Source organism: Paraburkholderia sp. BR13439, assembly GCF_040948805.1.
Lineage (GTDB): Bacteria > Pseudomonadota > Gammaproteobacteria > Burkholderiales > Burkholderiaceae > Paraburkholderia > Paraburkholderia youngii.
Genome location: NZ_JBFPKN010000015.1, coordinates 1 through 16,271, shown reverse-complemented (window position 1 = coordinate 16,271; position 16,271 = coordinate 1). Strand labels below are relative to the sequence as shown.

Below are 16,271 nucleotides of genomic sequence, written 5' to 3'. Positions count from 1 at the left end.
AGGCACCGCAAACGCACGAAACATTCGCAAGGCCGTTGGCTTCAGTCGGGAGGACTAACAGGAGATGCGCAACGTACGCGTACCTGCTCCGCGTAAGTCCCTTTCTGGAAGAAATCAGCTTCTCTGAAGGGTGAACGATGGCAACCCTGGTCGAGACGAAACTGTCGTTACCCGCATTGACCGCGATGGTCGTCGGCTCAATGGTGGGCGCAGGGATTTTCTCGTTGCCGCGCAACTTCGCACGCGCGACCGGACCGTTCGGAGCCGTCATTGCATGGTGCGTGGCGGGCATCGGCATGTATGCACTGGCGCGCGTGTTCCAGGCGCTCGCACAGCGCCGGCCCGAACTCGATGCCGGCGTGTTCGCCTATGCGCGAGCGGGCTTTGGCGATTACGCGGGCTTTCTATCCGCATTCGGCTACTGGATGGCCGGCTGCTTCGGCAACGTGTCGTACTGGGTGCTGATCAAATCGACGCTCGGCGCTTTCGTCCCCGTCTTCGGCGAGGGCAATACGGCGACCGCGATCATCGTGTCGTCGGTGGGCATCTGGCTGTTTCATCTGGTGATGCTGCGCGGTGTCCAGCAGGCCACGATGATCAACACGATCGTGACGGTCGCGAAAGTGATTCCGATCGTGCTGTTCATCGTGATACTGATCGCGCTGTTTCGCGCCGACATGTTTCATGCAAATCTGCGGGAAGGCAACGATCAGCTCGGCAACGGCCTGTTCTCGCAGGTTCGCGCGACGATGCTCGTCACCGTCTTCGTGTTCGTCGGTATCGAAGGTGCGAGCGTGTACTCGCGCTACGCGAAAAAGCGCTCGGACGTCGGCGCCGCGACGATCACCGGCTTCGTCGCCGTGCTGTGTCTGCTGGTGCTCGTGACTCTGCTGCCTTACGCGAGCTTGCCGCGCGCCGATCTCGCGGTGATGCGCCAGCCGTCGATGGCCGCGGTACTCGGCGCGCTGCTCGGCCCATTCGGCGTCGTGTTCATCAGCGCCGGTCTGATCATTTCGATCCTTGGCGCATACCTCGCATGGTCGCTGATCTGTGCCGAGGTGCTGTTCGCCGCTGCGCGTCTCGAGACGATGCCGCGCATCTTCGCGCGACAAAACGAGCGCAAGCTGCCGGTCGCGGCGATCTGGCTCACGAGCACCGTGGTGCAGTGTTTCGTCGTCAGCACGTACTGGTCGACCGATGCGTTTGCGCTGATGCTCAATCTGACGAGCTCGATGGCGCTGATTCCGTATTTCCTCGTGGCTGCGTACGGCATCAAGGCTGCGCGCTGCGATAGTGGACAGAATGGCGGCACCTTGAGCGGTGCGTTGCGCACCGAGTATTTCGTCGCGATGTTCGCGACGTTCTATACGGCCTTTCTGCTGTTCGCGGGCGGCCTGAAGTTCCTGATGCTATCGGCACTGCTTTATGCGCCCGGTACGGTGCTGTATGTATTGGCCAAACGCGAGCGCGGCATGCGGGTGTTTTCGAAAGTCGAGTGGGTCATCTTTGCCGTCGCGACCTGCGGCGCAATTGCCGCGCTGATCGGCCTCGCGACCGGCACGATCGTCATCTGAGCGGTCGATCATCGTAGTCGCGCGAGCGCGGCTCGATCGGAACGTGTTCGCGGGAGAGCGATCGCAGCATGGACAAGCGCGTCAGACTTTCAGCGCCGGGCCTGATGGCGATGGTGATCGGCTCGATGGTCGGGGTGGGCGTCTTTTCGTTGCCGCAGGCGCTCGGCAAATATACCGGCGTCGTCGGGTCGTTGATCAGCTGGACCATCACCGGCTCCGGCATGCTGATACTCGCGCTGATCTTTCAACGGCTCGCATGGCGCAAGGCCGAGCTCGACGTCGGCGTCTATACATATGCGCGCGTCGGGTTCGGACGCTATACGGGATTTCTGTCGGCGTTCGGCTACTGGTGCGCCAGCTGTCTGGGCAACGTGGCCTATCTCGTGCTGATCAAGTCCGCGCTCGCGATCGTCGTGCCCTCGTTCGGCGCCGGCAATACGTTTAGCGCGATCGTCAGTTCCTCGCTAATGATCTGGGTGTTTCACTATCTGATTCTGCGCGGCGTGAAGGGCTCGTCGATTGCGAATGCGTCTATGACGGTCGCCAAGTTGCTTGCGCTCGGACTGTTCGCGGTGCTCGTGCTGTCGAGCGTCGAATGGCGGGTGTTCGTCGCGAATCTATGGACCGGTCCCGAGCCGTCGGCGACCGGTCTTTTCGATGAGGTGCGCAAGACGATGTTGGGGACGGTCTTCGTGTTTCTCGGCGTCGAAGGCGCGAGCGTTTATTCACGGCACGCGCGCGAACGGCGCGACGTCGGCGTCGCGACTGTGCTCGGCTTTCTCTGCGTGCTTGCGTTGATGGTCATGGTCACGTTGTTGTCGTATGGCGTATTGCCGCTCGAGCAGCTGGGTACGCTAAAAAATCCGTCGATGGCTGGCGTGCTGAGCGCCGCGGTCGGTGCCTGGGGCGCGGTCGTGGTCAAGCTCGGCCTGTTGATATCGGTACTTGGCTCCTATCTCGCATGGACGCTGATCGCCGCCGAAATTCTGCACGCGGCGGGCAAGAGCCGTACGATGCCCGCGTTTCTCGGCCGAGAAAACCGCAACCACGTACCGGTCGCCGCGCTATGGATGACGAGCCTCGTGATCCAGGCGTTTCTGATCGTGACGCTGTTTTCTAAAGAAGCGTTCACGCTGGCCAAGGAGTTCACGACATCGATGAGCCTGATTCCATATCTGTTCGTCGCCGGCTATGGATTGAAGCTCGCCGCGAGCGGCGAATCGTATGCGGGGCAGCCGTGGTCACGGCGCATCGATTTCATGCTTGCGCTGATGGGCTGCGTCTATGCGCTCTTTCTCGTGTACGCGGGCGGCCTGCATTATCTGTTGATGTCGACCGTGCTTTACACGGCGGCGACTGCATGGTTCTACATCGCCGAGCGTCGCAAGGGAAAACGGCCTGTGTTTACGGTGCTGGAACGCTGGCTGTTCATCGTGGTTCTGCTTACCGCGCTGGTCGCGTTCGCCGATCTCGTGCGCAATCATTTCGGGGCTTGAGCATTTCAGTGCCGCTCGCAGGTGAGGACGGTGCTCAGGAGATAACTTGCCGCGCACGCGCCGCGGGGCTCACATCAGCGCGGCCTCGCGAATGCAGCGAATGAAATAGTCGGCCGGGCGCGTGTGAATCGCGCCTTCGCGCTGCATCAGATGCAATCTCGCAGTGCGCGACGTTTCAACGAAATCCAGCCTTTTCATATGCCCCGTCGAGTTCACGAGTTCGAGCGTGTGCGAAGCCCAGGCCATCACCGCGTCGATGCTGAGTGCGAGACTGTACATCAGCGATTGCGACGTGCAGCGAGTGATCCGACTCGGCACCGGCAGGCCCTGACGGTTGAACAGATCGGCGACGAATTGCGGATAGTCGTCGGTAGTGTCGGAGTGGACCCATTCGACATCGCACAGATCGGCGAGCGAACTGGCCTTCGCGAGCGCACCGTTCGCGCGCACTGCGAACGCCAAAGGATAAGACAGCAGTTCCGAACATTCGATCGACGAATCGGCGGACGATTCGGTCGCCGCGGCGAGCGCGAAATCGAGCGAACCCTGGCGCAACCGATCCTGTAGTTTCGTCGCGTGAAACTCGAGAAATTCGACTGTGATGTGCGGCATATCCAGGCGAAACCGTGCATAAGCATCGGGCAGCAGCGTAAGTGCCGCGAGCGGCGTCACACCGATCGTCACGCGGCCTTCCTGCGCGCCTCGCTCCATCGCCATCTGCTGCTCGGCGCGCCCGAGTTCCCCGACGATCAACCGCGCATGCCGCAACAGAGATTCCCCGGTGCGCGTAAGAGCGACGCCATTGACGCTACGGCCGAATAACGACATGCCGATATCGGTTTCCAGTTCCCGAATGGCTTTGGTAACGGCTGGCTGACTGACGAATAGCGCCCGCGAGGCGCCGACGATCGTGCCATGATCCGCGACGGCGACCAGTGCGCGCAATTGATGAAGCCTAATTGCCATTAACCTTATTACCTCAGGGTAAATACTATAACTAACGGTTATTGGCATAAAACTTTATCATGTTTTTATTCGCCGCCGCTCTCGTAGACTGCCTCTCAATTCGCGCTGAGCTTGATCCAGCGCGTGTCACACGGGTCTGTCAGAGGAGACGGCGTTGTCCCATAACATCAATATCGATCCCACAATTCGCGAGCAGGCGGCCGAATTCGTCGAATTGCGCCGGCGCATTCATGCACATCCGGAACTGGGATTCGAAGAAGTCGAAACGAGCCGACTCGTCGCCGAGAAACTCAAGGAATGGGGTTATCAGGTTACTGAAGGCATCGGTGGTACGGGGGTGGTCGGCCGTCTGAAACTCGGCGACGGCACGCGCGCGATCGGCATTCGCGCGGACATGGACGCGCTGCCGATCATCGAGGACACCGGTCTGCCGTATGCGAGCCGGGCGCACGGCAAGATGCATGCATGCGGGCACGACGGACACACGGCGATCCTGCTGGCGGCCGCGCATTACTTTGCACAAACGCGGCGCTTCGACGGCACGTTGAACCTGATCTTCCAGCCGGCCGAAGAGGGGCAGGGCGGCGCCGTGCGGATGATGGAAGAGGGTCTGTTCGAGCGCTTTCCGTGCGACGCGGTCTACGCGCTGCACAACGCACCGGGCGTGCCGGTCGGCATGTTCATCGTGCAGCAGGGCGCGATGGCGGCATCGGCCGATCTGGTGACGGTCACACTGACCGGCAAGGGCATGCACGCCGCGATGCCGCATCTGAGCCGCGATCCCGTGGTGGCTGCCGCGAGCATCGTGATGGCACTGCAGACCATCGTCGCGCGCAACGTGCCGCCGGCCGATGCCGCGGTGCTGACCGTCGGTGCGATCCAGGCCGGCACCGCGCACAACGTCGTGCCCAACACGGCGACGATCCTGCTGACCGTGCGCACGCTCAGCAACGAGGTCCAGCAACTGATCGAAACGCGCTTGCGCGAGATCGTCGAGAGCCAGGCGGCCAGCTTCGGCGTCAGTGCGCACATCGACTATCAGCGGGTCACGCGCGTGCTGATGAACACCGCTCAGGAGACCGCGCGCGCTCGCGAAGCGGTTGCCGCGGTGGTCGGCGCACAGAACATCCTGCCGCTGCCGCCGGGCATGATGGGCGGTGAGGACTTCTCGTGGATGCTGGAGAAAGTGCCGGGCTGCTACGTCGCGCTCGGCAACGGTCACGAAGGTCACGGCAGCTGCATGATCCACAACCCCGGCTACGACTTCAACGATCAGGCGCTGCCGATCGGCGTCGCCTACTGGGCCGCGCTCGTCGAGCAATACCTCTCAGCCTGAACTTCGCCAATTCGCGTTTCGCCGATCCGGCGTGCCGCCGGGCCGGTGGCCAGACTACGTCCATATCGGGGATTCACATGAAATATAAAAAGACCGTTTGCGCCGCGACCGTGGCGCTGATGTCTCAGGCGGCCTGGGCCGACTCGTACCTGCAGCAATGGCTGTCCGCGTGGCCGTCGATGGAAAGCGCGATCCAGCAGAACGGCGTTCAGCTGTACGGCGCCGTCGACATGGGTCTGAACTTCCAGAGCGTCAGCGGCACCTCGAAGTGGCAAACGCAGAGCGGCGGCGTTCATACGTCGCAATTCGGGTTGTTTGGCCGCGAAGATCTCGGCGGCGGCCTGAAGGCGGAATTCAACCTCGAAAACGGCTTCATGGCGAACAATGGCGCGTTCGGCACCAGCAACACGCTGTTCGACCGCGCCGCATGGGTCGGGCTGAACTCGGCGACATGGGGTGTGGTGCGCCTCGGCTTGCAACCGACCGCGAACCTGCCGGAAGTCATCGACCCATTCGGCGAAGTGACGACGAACTCGGTTGTCGCGTGGCTCGCCGGCGGTGCGGTGCAGACGCCGAAGGGCGTCGGCTACAACGCGGACCTCGGGCCGGGTTCGAGCCAGGTGCTGGTGCGCGCGAGCAACGCGATGACATGGACCACGCCGCGGGTGATGGGCTTCGGCGCGACGTTCCTGTATGCGTTCAACAACCAGGCCGGCGTGTCGCCGAATGCGTCGAACCAGGGCGTGGTCGCGTCGTGGACGAACGGCACGTGGTACCTGTCGGGTGCCTACAACCGCGTGTGGAGCTCGCCGGTCGAAACCTCGGCGGGCAAGCAAACCGTGCGCAACGATATCTACGGGGTATCTGCGATCTACGACGTCGGCAGCTACGTGCTATCGGCCGCGTTCGCGCAGGTGGCGCCGAAGCTCGCGGGCAACGGCATCGCGCGCTCGTACATCGTCGGCGCGACAGTGCCGTGGGGACGTCACGCGGTGCGCGCGTCGGTGGTCTATCGCGAAACATCGGGAGTGCGTGACAGTGCTGGCGATCCGGCGAAGGACTCGGCGCTCGGCGCGATGCTCGGCTACGACTACTCGCTGTCGAAGCGCACGTCGCTGTATGCGCGCGCGGGCTTCATCCGCAACTACGGGATTTCGAGTGTGATTCTGAACAGCAATCCGCTGCCGCTGCAAACGGGGACCGCGTCGCCTGAACTGGGCACGACGCCGATGACGGCGTCGCTCGGCATCTATCACCTGTTCTGAATCGAGACACGGCGGGTCGTCGCGGGCGATCGATCGGATCATCTACAGCGTCGGCGTGACGCTGTTCGGCGGCTTCGCGCCGTTCGTGGTGACGTGATTGATCGGCGTGACGGGCAGTGCCTATGCGCCGGTCTGGTATATGAGCGCGTGCATACTCGTCAGTCTCGCCGCGCTGACCGTATTCGACGAGCGCATTACCGATTAACGGCCGGAGTCGTCGTCGATGTCATCCGGCCATAGACGACAGGAGAACAAAATGAACGCACGGAAATGGGTGAAGCTGGTTGGCGCGAGCGCGGTCGTGTTCGCTTGCCTGAATACGCACGCGCAGCCGCAAGCGGGTGGGTCGGTTCCGACGGCGCAAGCGGAGGCGGCTTCCTCGCCAACCGAGGGCGAGATCAAGGCAGCCAACCGGCAACTCGTGCGGGACGTACGCCGCGCATTCAGAAACGCGCGAAGTCAGGGGCTGCGGGCCAGCAACATTACAGTGCGCGCGAATAACGGCGTCGTGACGTTGACGGGCAGCGCGCAGACTGCGGACCAGGTCGATCTCGCGACCAACATTGCGAAAGGCGTACCCGGTGTTCAGTCGGTGACGAGCCGCGTCGCGGTGCGCAAGGAATTCAGCACACGGGGCAGCAACTAGCGAGGAATCGCGACGGGTCCGACTGGGGCTAGATGTTGACTCGAAGCACGACGTTGCTCGTTGCCCAGTCATTGCTGCTTCTTGTGGAACGCTCAACGTACTTGCCGCTCGCAAGCGTGTCTGGAGAACACCTTGAGCCAATCACTCCTTGTACCTATGACGCATATAGGAATTCTCCGATTTTTTTCCTGTTAGCGCCCCGTACAATTCGGCTAAGTTGAAGGCGGGAGTCTTTTAAATTCTCGCCGCTGAGCGGGGCGCGTTGCGCTATCCCGTCTTCATGATGGTCCATGTCAGGTTGCACGCGAAAAATTACTTTGTTTCTACCAAAAGCGCACCCGACCTGCTCAGCGATTTCAATTGATTCAAAAAAAACAGTGGCTCAAAAACCTTCGACGAGTGGCATGGGCGAGATATCCCCGTGCCCTTCCCGTCATGTAACGGCGTGAAATGACATCGTACTTTGGTAACAAAGCATGCAGGTGTGTCGGCACGAGAAAAGTATTCACCAGCGTGGTATGGAGTGCGAGTGAACAAAATCAGAGTGGCTATTGCCGACGATCATCCATTCATTCTCCTCGGCGTCGAGCATCTTCTCCAGCGTTGTCCGGATATCCAGGTCTGTTTCAAAAGCGAAACGATTGGCCAGCTTCTCCAGCTGTTGGTTGAAGTGCCAGTCGATGTGCTCGTGTGCGACTACGAATTCGAAGGCGATCCGTATGCCGATGGTCTCAATCTTCTTGACCGCATCCGGCGTGTCGCTCCAACCTTACGAGTAGTTTTTCTGAGTACGCACTCTTCCACGCACATCATTTCGGCTGCGCTCAATGCGGGGGCGGCCGGCTTTGTCGGTAAGGGGCCGGAGGGCTTTGTCAGCCTTACCGCTGCCATTCGTGCCGCCAAAAATAAGAGCGTCTTTCTGCCTGATTCCATTGCGAACAAGATGTTGCGCGCAACGGCGCGCGCAGCGGAAGGCGGATCTTCTCTCAATTTGCTATCTAAAAATGAGTCGACAGTCGTGCGAATGATCTGCGACGGCATGTCGATCGCCACAATTGCCGAGCGGCTCAATCGCAGTCCCAAGACCGTCAGCAATCAGAAGAACGCTGGCATGAAGAAGCTGGGTGCCAGAAACGACGTAGAACTCGTCACGATCGTGCGCGAGTGGTCCTGCTCGTAGCTATTGCCGCGATCCTCAGGCGGATTCTGTCGTTCTCGTAGCGCCTTTCCCTACCGTATGGCGGTCCTGACATCGACTCAGTTCGAGGAATCGACACGCCGTTTGTCGGCTGTCCCATATGGTATTTCATTTTGGGTATCGGCCCATTAACACGGGTCTTCTTCAATGACATCATTCCTCTGCCTTGACGATCGCTGGGGAGCTCCGGCTTCACAAGGGTGTGTAGTTTTGAAATAGCAATAAAGAGGAATCTCATGAAAAAACAAGTGACGCAACTCATGATCGCGGTGGCCGGCCTGTCCGTCGCGCCGATGGTTTTCGCTCAAGCCGCACCGGGCACAGGTCAGGTAACGTTCAACGGCGAACTGATCGACGACACCTGCGTGATTAACGCTGGTGACGACGACAAGACGGTCACGCTGCCTACCCTGTCTACCCAGTCGCTGGTTGCAGCTGGCCAAACCGCCGGCTCCAGGATGTTCGAAATTTCGGTGTCGCAGTGCCCGGCAACGCTGAGCAATGTCGCGGCGCATTTCGAGACCACGAACATGGACCCGGCTACGCGTAATGCCATCAATCAGGCAAGCACTTCGCCGGCTTCCAATGTCGAAGTGCAATTGCTTGACAGTGATGGCAATACACCAATTCTTCTGGGTAGCACGGGTTCGTTCGTTCCTGTCGCGAGCAACGGCACCGCAACGATGAACTACGGCGGCCGGTACTACGCAACGAACAAAACCACGGCCGGTAACGTGACGGCTGTTGTTCGCTACACGTTGGCATATCAGTAAGCCAGTCCAAGCCGAATGGCATCGGGTTGCGCTTCTTCTCTGAAGGCAACCCGAAGTGACATTCCGCTTATCGGTCGCGTGGAGGAGCGAGTGTCTTCAATGAAATTCTCTAGATATCTGGCTGCGGCCATAGCGTGCAGTGTCGCGTCGTTTGCTGCACAAGCTGCTATCACCATTACCGGTACGCGAGTTATTTATCCGGCGCAAAACCGTGAAGTCAACGTTCGTTTGAACAATGTTGAGAGCCGCCCGGTCCTGGTCCAAGCGTGGCTGGACGACGGCGATGCGGCAGCTGCGCCGAATGAAATCAAGGTGCCGTTTACGTTGTTGCCAGCCGTATTTCGAGTTGAACCTCACCGAGGTCAGGCTTTGCGCATCATGTTCGCGGGCGGCGACCTGCCGGTTGACCGTGAAACAGTCTATTGGTTGAACGTTCTGGAAATTCCGCCGAAGCCTAAGGACGCTGATGACCGGAACATGATTCAGCTCGCGTTCCGTACGCGTATCAAGATGTTTTACCGGCCCACATCGTTGCTCGATGACCCAACGGCGGGGCGAGCACAACTGAAGTGGCATGTCGAGTCGGATGACAAAGGTCAGAGGGTCGTTCGTCTCGACAACCCATCGCCCTACTACATTTCCGTCGGCATGGCGGAAGTAGAGACGGCAGGCAAGAAAGTCGCTCTTTTGCCCACTATGGCACCTCCGTTCGGGCACGTTGATCTCCATCCACAAGAAGGAAAGCTGGATATCAAAGCTCCTGCCACGGTTTCCTACACAGTTCTGAACGACTTCGGCACAGCGATCAAGGACTCGGCGGTGGTGGTAGGAGTGCAAAGCGCGGAAGCGCAAAAGAATCAATAATTGGAATACGGTATGTCGGGCGTGCGGAATAGTAAGACGGCGGTTGCAACAGTATTCACTAATGTCCCTTTCCGATTCCACCCACTGGCGTGGGCGGCAATCGTAGCGTCGGGCTGGGTCTTTTCCGCGAATTCCGCGGTCGCCGCATGTGCGCCGGATTCGGGCGGGGCGACGCCGCCCAGTGACTGCTCGGCGTCCGAGCTGCCGCAGCAGGCAGTTGGTGCCAACGTAGAAGCTGCGCATACAGATGCGTCATCTGACTTGCCGACATCGAATGCGCCGTCAGTGGAAGCTCCGCAAGAAGTCGAGTTCAATCCCGCGTTCTTCACGGGCAACGTCGCCGATCTGTCGCGCTATACGCGAGGTAATCCTGTTGCTCCGGGTGTTTATCCGGTCGAACTGCTCGTCAATGGTAAGAAGCGTGGACGCTTCGATGTCGTTTTTCAGGCGGTGCCGGACTCGGATATCGCCAGGCCCTGCTTCACGATACCCGGCCTGGACCGGGCTGGCGTAGATACCGAACGCGTGATCCAACGGCTAACGGAAACCGGAAAGGGCGACGCCGACGATACAGATGCGTCATCGCAATGCGTGCCGCTGGCCGAAGCCATACCAGGATCGCTGGCATCGTTCAACACCGCCGATCTCCAACTCGATCTGTCGATTCCACAGATCGAACTGCGCAAGGAGGCTGCCGGTTATGTCGATCCATCCCGTTGGGACAACGGGATCAACGCAGGCTTCGTGCAATACAGTCTCGCCAGCTATACGACTCACCAGAACAATGGGAGCGGAGACTTCAGCAGTGCCTACCTCGGTCTGCAAAGCGGATTCAACGTGAACGGCTGGCGTTTCCGGCAGTGGGCCACGGCAAGCTTGCAGAACCGGAGTCCCGACGCGCATTGGCAAAGTGTCGCGCTGTTCGCGCAGCACGATGTCACGGCGCTTAAGAGTCAATTGACGATCGGCGACAGCTCGACGAGCGGTGACGTCTTCGACTCGTTCAACGTGCGTGGCGTCCAGCTTTCGAGCGACGACCGCATGTTGCCGGATTCCATGCGCTCCTACGCACCGGTTGTGCGTGGGGTGGCCGATACCAATGCACGCATCATCGTCCGTCAGAACAACGTCATCGTGGCGGAGACCAGCGTACCGCCGGGACCATTTGAATTGAGCGACCTGCCGGCTACCGGCTATGGCGGCGATCTTCAGGTCACTATTGCAGAATCCGACGGCCGCCAGCGGACTTTTCTGGTTCCGTTCGCGTCAGTCCCGCAGTTGTTGCGGCCAGGTGTTTCACGTTTCAATCTGACAACCGGTGTCTATCGCGATACCGTGCTGGATAGCCATCCGTGGGTGGCGCAGGCGGTTTATCAGCGCGGCCTGACAAACCTGTGGACCGGCTACACCGGTGCACAGTTTGCGGAAGGTTACTGGGCAGGGCTGGTCGGTGTCGCGCTCAATACGCCGCTCGGCGCATTCGCGTTTGACGTAACGGCGGCCGGAACGAATATTCCCGGCGTGTCGGGTGGTCGTCCCGGCTACAGTACCCGGATCAGCTACAGCAAGCTTCTTCCGGGGCCGAACACGAATTTTTCGGTTGCGGCCTACCGCTACTCGACCGCACGCTTCTATAGCCTGCGTGACGCGATGTACGCGCGATATGGCTCGCGAGACATCACGGGTCAGTATGACTACCGCACGCGCAGCCGTCTGCAACTGAACGTCAACCAACCGATCGGCGAGTCTAGTTCTTTTTATATCGCCGGCAGTTCGCAGAACTACTGGGGTGCGTCGAAGGGCTACGATCTGCAATATCAGGTTGGCTTCAACAGCGCGTACAAACGGGTGTCCTACTCGCTGTATGCGCAACGCACGCGCCTGCAAAACTCGAAGATCAGCACGCAAGTGGGCTTGAACCTGACGATTCCGCTCGGTAAGGTCGACTCGAACGAGCATCGTATGTTCGACTATCTGACCACCAACGTTGCGCGCAGCTCGAACGGGGACAGCACGATCCAGGCCACTGCGTCGGGCAACACGACCGGAGCCACGCCGATCAACTACGGTGTCAACGCATCGAGGATCGTCGCGGGTGACAATCGAACCGTTTCCGCAGGCGGTTACGCGATGTATCGCGCGCCGTTCGGTACGTACAACCTCAATGCATCGATCAGCAATCAGACCCGTCAAGCCGCATTCAACGCCGACGGCGCGGTCGTCATTCACAGCGGCGGCGTCACGCTGAGCCCGCCACTCGGTCAGGCGTTCGCGCTCGTCGAAGCGAAAGGCGCAGAGGGTGGCCGGATTATCAATGGCCAGGGCGCGCGAATCGACGGCCACGGCTATGCGGTGGTGTCTTCGTTGACGCCATACCGGGTCAACACGGTCGCGCTGGATCCGAGCGACGTGCCGCTCGACGTTGAACTGGGCAACACGAGTGAAGAAGTCGTCCCGCGCGCGAATTCGCTGGTGAAGGTGAAAATTGCGACGACGCAGGGCACAGCTATCTTCGCGGAGGTCATGGATCGGGAAGGCAAAGCCATGCCGATGGGCGCCGAGTTGTTCGATGAATCCGAGAAATCGGTGGGCATCGTCGGGCAGGGCGGTCTCGCGTATCTGCGCGGCCTCGAGCACGAAGGCAAACTGCTGGTGCGCTGGGGCAACCGCGCAGCGGAGCAGTGCGTGATGCCGTACACGGTGCCTGCCGACAACAAAGCGGACAGCAGCCCTCATGCGGGAATCGTTGCGCGCATCAAACTGAGCTGTGATCCAGCGCTTGTCTGGTCTGCGCCGGCAAAGCCCGCCGCGCGGCGTTCAGCGGGCGCGGCGCTTGTCAGTTCGCTTCGCTGAAGGCGAAGGCCGATGCCCGGTCAGCGCCAGCGCTGCGGCTCAGATGATTCCGCCGACAGTGGAGGTCAGAAAATGAAAAATATTTGCAGATACTTTCGAATTGCCGGACCAACTGCCGGGTTGATCGCGAGTGCGCTGTTGGGATCAGTTTGCGTATATGCGCAAGGATCGCCTTCGGTCACGCTCAACTTTAGTGGCACCTACAACGCGACGACGTGTTCGCTGGTCAGTTCGCCCGACATGACGGTCACATTGCCGAGGCTTTCGACGCAATCGCTGCCGAGAGCCGGAGTGGCGGATGGCTCAAAGGTCTTCACCATCACGATCCGATGCCCAAGCGGCGAGACGGGTGCACGCGTGTATTTCGAGAGCGGTTCGTCGACCGATCCCAATACGGGAAATCTGGACCTGCAAAACGCGGGCGGCACGACATCGGCAAAGAATGTACAGGTCATGCTGGCGAATGCGGACGGATCGCGGATCAAGGTCGGCGACCGATCCACGATGAAGGTCATTCCGATCACGTCCACGGATCCGACGCCAGTGGATTTCATTGCCACCTACTACGCAACGGGTCGAGCCACGGCTGGCACTGTGAGTACATTCGTCACCTATGTCGTCGAAATGCCCTGAGGGTGCCGGCGCGCATACGTTTATATGATGTTTGATTCAACGGTCGCGCTGATGCGAGCGACAGCGTTGCATGCGGCACTGCTGTCCGACGGCGCGCAAATGCCGGCTGTTCCTTTTTGGCGCGCGCGTTGTAGCACGTTGATCGAAACGCTACAGCAGCAAATGCAGGATCGAAACTTTCCGCCAACGGATATCCAGGAAGTCAGCCTCGCACAGTGCGTTCTGCTGGATGAGATGACGTTGCATGCATTGGCTTCCAACCAGCACGAAGAATGGTTGCGTGACCCGTTGCAGAGGCGTTTTCATGGCGTGCGCGATGGCACTGCATTGGTTTGGGAACGGATCGAAACGGTGGTGGATGGCGGCGGCCGAGATCTCGCCGGACTCGAGTTCTACAGCATGTTGCTGGGGCTGGGCTTCGACGGCGGACGCAGAGACGCGAACGCATATCTGGAGCGTGCGAGGTCGGAGTTGAACTGGCATAGATGTGATACGGCGGTGTTGTCCACACCCGACGCACCGAAAACCGCCATGACACCGTCCAATTCGATTCGGCCGGCGGACATACCACGCATCGCACTTTCGCGCAGGACCGCCGGCGTGCTCATTGCTGGCGCGATTGCCGTCGCGTCACTATGGACGGCGCTGGACGTTAGCCTGGACGTTGCGATAAGTGATCTACCTGAGTCATCGTCCCCGCAGAGTACGCAATGATTTTCGCAAACAGCTACCGAGCGGCGCTGATCTGGGTCGCTGTCTCCGTTGCCGGCCTGATCTGGCTGTGTTTGCCGCTTGCTCTTCAACCGTCGTGGCCCGTTGTGCTTAGCCTTGTTCTGCTGACGGCGGTGGGCACGGCGGTATTGCCAACTTGCGGGCGATCGAAGCCGACCCACGAGGACCAGAACGTTCAGACCGGGAACATACGCGAGTTATCGATCGTTCTTGTCGCCGGGCCACATGCCGGTGCGTTGTTTGCACGCGATGGCCACGCAGCCACCCCGCGCCGAAGCGTTGATGCCGTGTGGTTTCATGTCACGTCCCCCGGGGAGCTGTCCAGCGTGTTGGCCACGGTGATGGAGTCGTATCAACGTCCGCCGGATGCTGTGTTGATGCCCGTTGTTCCCGACGCTGAGTGCGACGACGCGGTGATTCGCCGCGAATTTACCCGCTGGAAGCATGAAATCGCCGCAAGCACCGCTCCCCGGGCGTTCGTATTACCTTGCTATCTCGCGATCTACGCTTATCTCGGCGCGAATCGCGACCGCGCAGTGGAACCGGTCTGGTTCGGCGATGCAATCAGTTTGTCGACAACGCCACTCGCGACCGCAACCGCTTGGCAACATGCGCAAGCACTCAGGCAACAGCTGGACCAGGCATGGCTCGCGGTCGCACAGCCGCAACGTGCCTCCCGTGCCGGCTTGGGACACGCAGTGTTCGACTGGCTTGAAGATGCGGCGCTGTTGTCGATACTTTCGTCGCTCGCGAACACCGCGCCGCTGTCGCTCCGTGGCTTGCTGTTGGCCGATATCGGACACCCGCCGATGCGTCCCGGCGCCTGGTCGCGATGGCTAACCGGCAAAACCACGCTGCGGCCGCCGCTGATGACGCCGAAGGCGCAGCCGCAGCCGCTGTCGCTACCCTTACTCAGGACCATTGTGCGGAACGAGAGCTTCCGGGTCTCGAAGAGCGAGCGGGGCGGACCGTACTCCGCAATGCTGCACGCAGTGGCTGCGTCGGCCGTCGTCCTGATGGTATCGATTGGTGTGTCAGCATGGTCGAACAGCAGATTGGTCGCGCGAGTCGCCGACGACCTCGAGGTGTACACGCATATACCCACAGCCCGTGCGGACGCGAAGCGTGAGCGATTCGAATCGTTGCGCAGGCATTCCGCCGAGCTGGCTCGCTATGCGAGCAACGGTGTGCCGACGGGACTCGGCTGGGGACTGTATCGGGGCAAGCGGTTGCAAGTCGCGCTTGAACGCGTGACCGCCACATCGCATTCCCCATCGATTCCCGCGCATTCGCCGCCGTTCGCTGTGACGATCGACAATTTCCTGTTGTTCGACAGCGGCAAGACGACGCTGAAGCCAGGTGCAGAGCCGAGACTCAAAGGCGTTCTCGATCTGATTCGCGCCAATCCCGACAAGCGGATCCTGATCGCGGGTCACACGGACAACATGGGTCCCAGCGTCGCGAATCAGAAGCTGTCCGAGGCACGCGCACAGGCCATCCGCGATTGGTTCGTCAACACTGCTTCCTTGCCCGTGACACGTTTCGCCATTCAGGGCTATGGCGACACGCGGCCGATTGCCAGCAATGAAAATACTCAGGGCCGCGAGAAGAATCGTCGTGCCGAAATTACCCTTATTCCCGATTCAGGCGCCCAATAAAAGTGCTCGTCGCGGGTATCCGTCCAGGTGGCTGCATTCGTGGCACGTCAAACCCCTCATTTGTTCTTGCAATCCAGACCGAATTTTGGGCAACCGCCTATATCGTCACGCTGCTTCGAGACATAACATCACCGGATAGCGCATTTCCTAAGGAACGGGTGAGAAATAACTTCTCGAAGTGACCCTGGCCGGTGCAAAGCGACGCTGGTAAGATGCGGTCATTCTGGAGGACAGACGATGCAGGCTGGTTACCGGGCTGAGATTGAAACGCGGATGA

13 protein-coding genes are annotated in these 16,271 nt (G+C 60.2%); 12 read left to right on the top strand and 1 reads right to left on the bottom strand.

Annotated elements, in window-relative coordinates:
- Window positions 1-137 precede the first annotated feature (137 nt).
- Window positions 138-1,574, top strand: coding sequence for a basic amino acid/polyamine antiporter (locus AB3X96_RS26625; RefSeq protein ID WP_368592070.1), 1,437 nt, complete (start codon window positions 138-140; stop codon window positions 1,572-1,574).
- A gap of 68 nt (window positions 1,575-1,642) precedes the next feature.
- The gene (locus tag AB3X96_RS26620; RefSeq protein WP_368592069.1) at window positions 1,643-3,070 is read left to right on the top strand and encodes a basic amino acid/polyamine antiporter; all 1,428 of its coding nucleotides are present in this window, start codon (window positions 1,643-1,645) and stop codon (window positions 3,068-3,070) included.
- A 69-nt stretch (window positions 3,071-3,139) separates the two neighbouring features.
- Here AB3X96_RS26620 and AB3X96_RS26615 read toward each other — a convergent pair whose 3' ends face one another.
- Complete coding sequence (locus AB3X96_RS26615; protein WP_368592068.1) at window positions 3,140-4,036, bottom strand: LysR substrate-binding domain-containing protein; 897 nt, start codon at window positions 4,034-4,036, stop codon at window positions 3,140-3,142.
- A gap of 154 nt (window positions 4,037-4,190) precedes the next feature.
- Here AB3X96_RS26615 and AB3X96_RS26610 point away from each other — a divergent pair, with 154 nt between their 5' ends.
- From AB3X96_RS26610 to AB3X96_RS26565, 10 genes are all read left to right on the top strand, one after another.
- Window positions 4,191-5,372 carry a M20 aminoacylase family protein gene (locus AB3X96_RS26610; protein ID WP_368592067.1) on the top strand — a complete coding sequence of 394 codons (1,182 nt, stop codon included), beginning with the start codon at window positions 4,191-4,193 and terminating at the stop codon, window positions 5,370-5,372.
- Window positions 5,373-5,449: 77 nt separating this feature from the next.
- Window positions 5,450-6,637 (top strand): porin, encoded by a 1,188-nt coding sequence (locus AB3X96_RS26605; RefSeq protein WP_368592066.1) that lies wholly within the window; start codon window positions 5,450-5,452, stop codon window positions 6,635-6,637.
- A gap of 256 nt (window positions 6,638-6,893) precedes the next feature.
- Window positions 6,894-7,283, top strand: coding sequence for a BON domain-containing protein (locus tag AB3X96_RS26600; protein ID WP_368592065.1), 390 nt, complete (start codon window positions 6,894-6,896; stop codon window positions 7,281-7,283).
- A gap of 529 nt (window positions 7,284-7,812) precedes the next feature.
- Complete coding sequence (locus AB3X96_RS26595; RefSeq protein WP_176111542.1) at window positions 7,813-8,463, top strand: response regulator transcription factor; 651 nt, start codon at window positions 7,813-7,815, stop codon at window positions 8,461-8,463.
- Between the two features lie 254 nt (window positions 8,464-8,717).
- The gene (locus AB3X96_RS26590) at window positions 8,718-9,254 is read left to right on the top strand and encodes a fimbrial protein (RefSeq protein ID WP_368592064.1); all 537 of its coding nucleotides are present in this window, start codon (window positions 8,718-8,720) and stop codon (window positions 9,252-9,254) included.
- Window positions 9,255-9,353: 99 nt separating this feature from the next.
- A complete protein-coding gene (locus AB3X96_RS26585; RefSeq protein ID WP_368592063.1) occupies window positions 9,354-10,118 on the top strand; it encodes a fimbria/pilus periplasmic chaperone in 765 nt (254 codons plus the stop codon).
- 285 nt (window positions 10,119-10,403) lie between these two features.
- Window positions 10,404-12,971, top strand: coding sequence for a fimbria/pilus outer membrane usher protein (locus AB3X96_RS26580; protein WP_368592062.1), 2,568 nt, complete (start codon window positions 10,404-10,406; stop codon window positions 12,969-12,971).
- Between the two features lie 12 nt (window positions 12,972-12,983).
- Window positions 12,984-13,604 (top strand): fimbrial protein, encoded by a 621-nt coding sequence (locus AB3X96_RS26575; RefSeq protein ID WP_368592061.1) that lies wholly within the window; start codon window positions 12,984-12,986, stop codon window positions 13,602-13,604.
- Between the two features lie 24 nt (window positions 13,605-13,628).
- Window positions 13,629-14,318, top strand: coding sequence for a DotU family type IV/VI secretion system protein (locus tag AB3X96_RS26570; RefSeq protein WP_368592060.1), 690 nt, complete (start codon window positions 13,629-13,631; stop codon window positions 14,316-14,318).
- 131 nt (window positions 14,319-14,449) lie between these two features.
- On the top strand, window positions 14,450-15,994 hold the full coding sequence (locus AB3X96_RS26565) for an OmpA family protein (RefSeq protein ID WP_368592059.1): 1,545 nt from the start codon (window positions 14,450-14,452) through the stop codon (window positions 15,992-15,994).
- Window positions 15,995-16,271 lie beyond the last annotated feature (277 nt).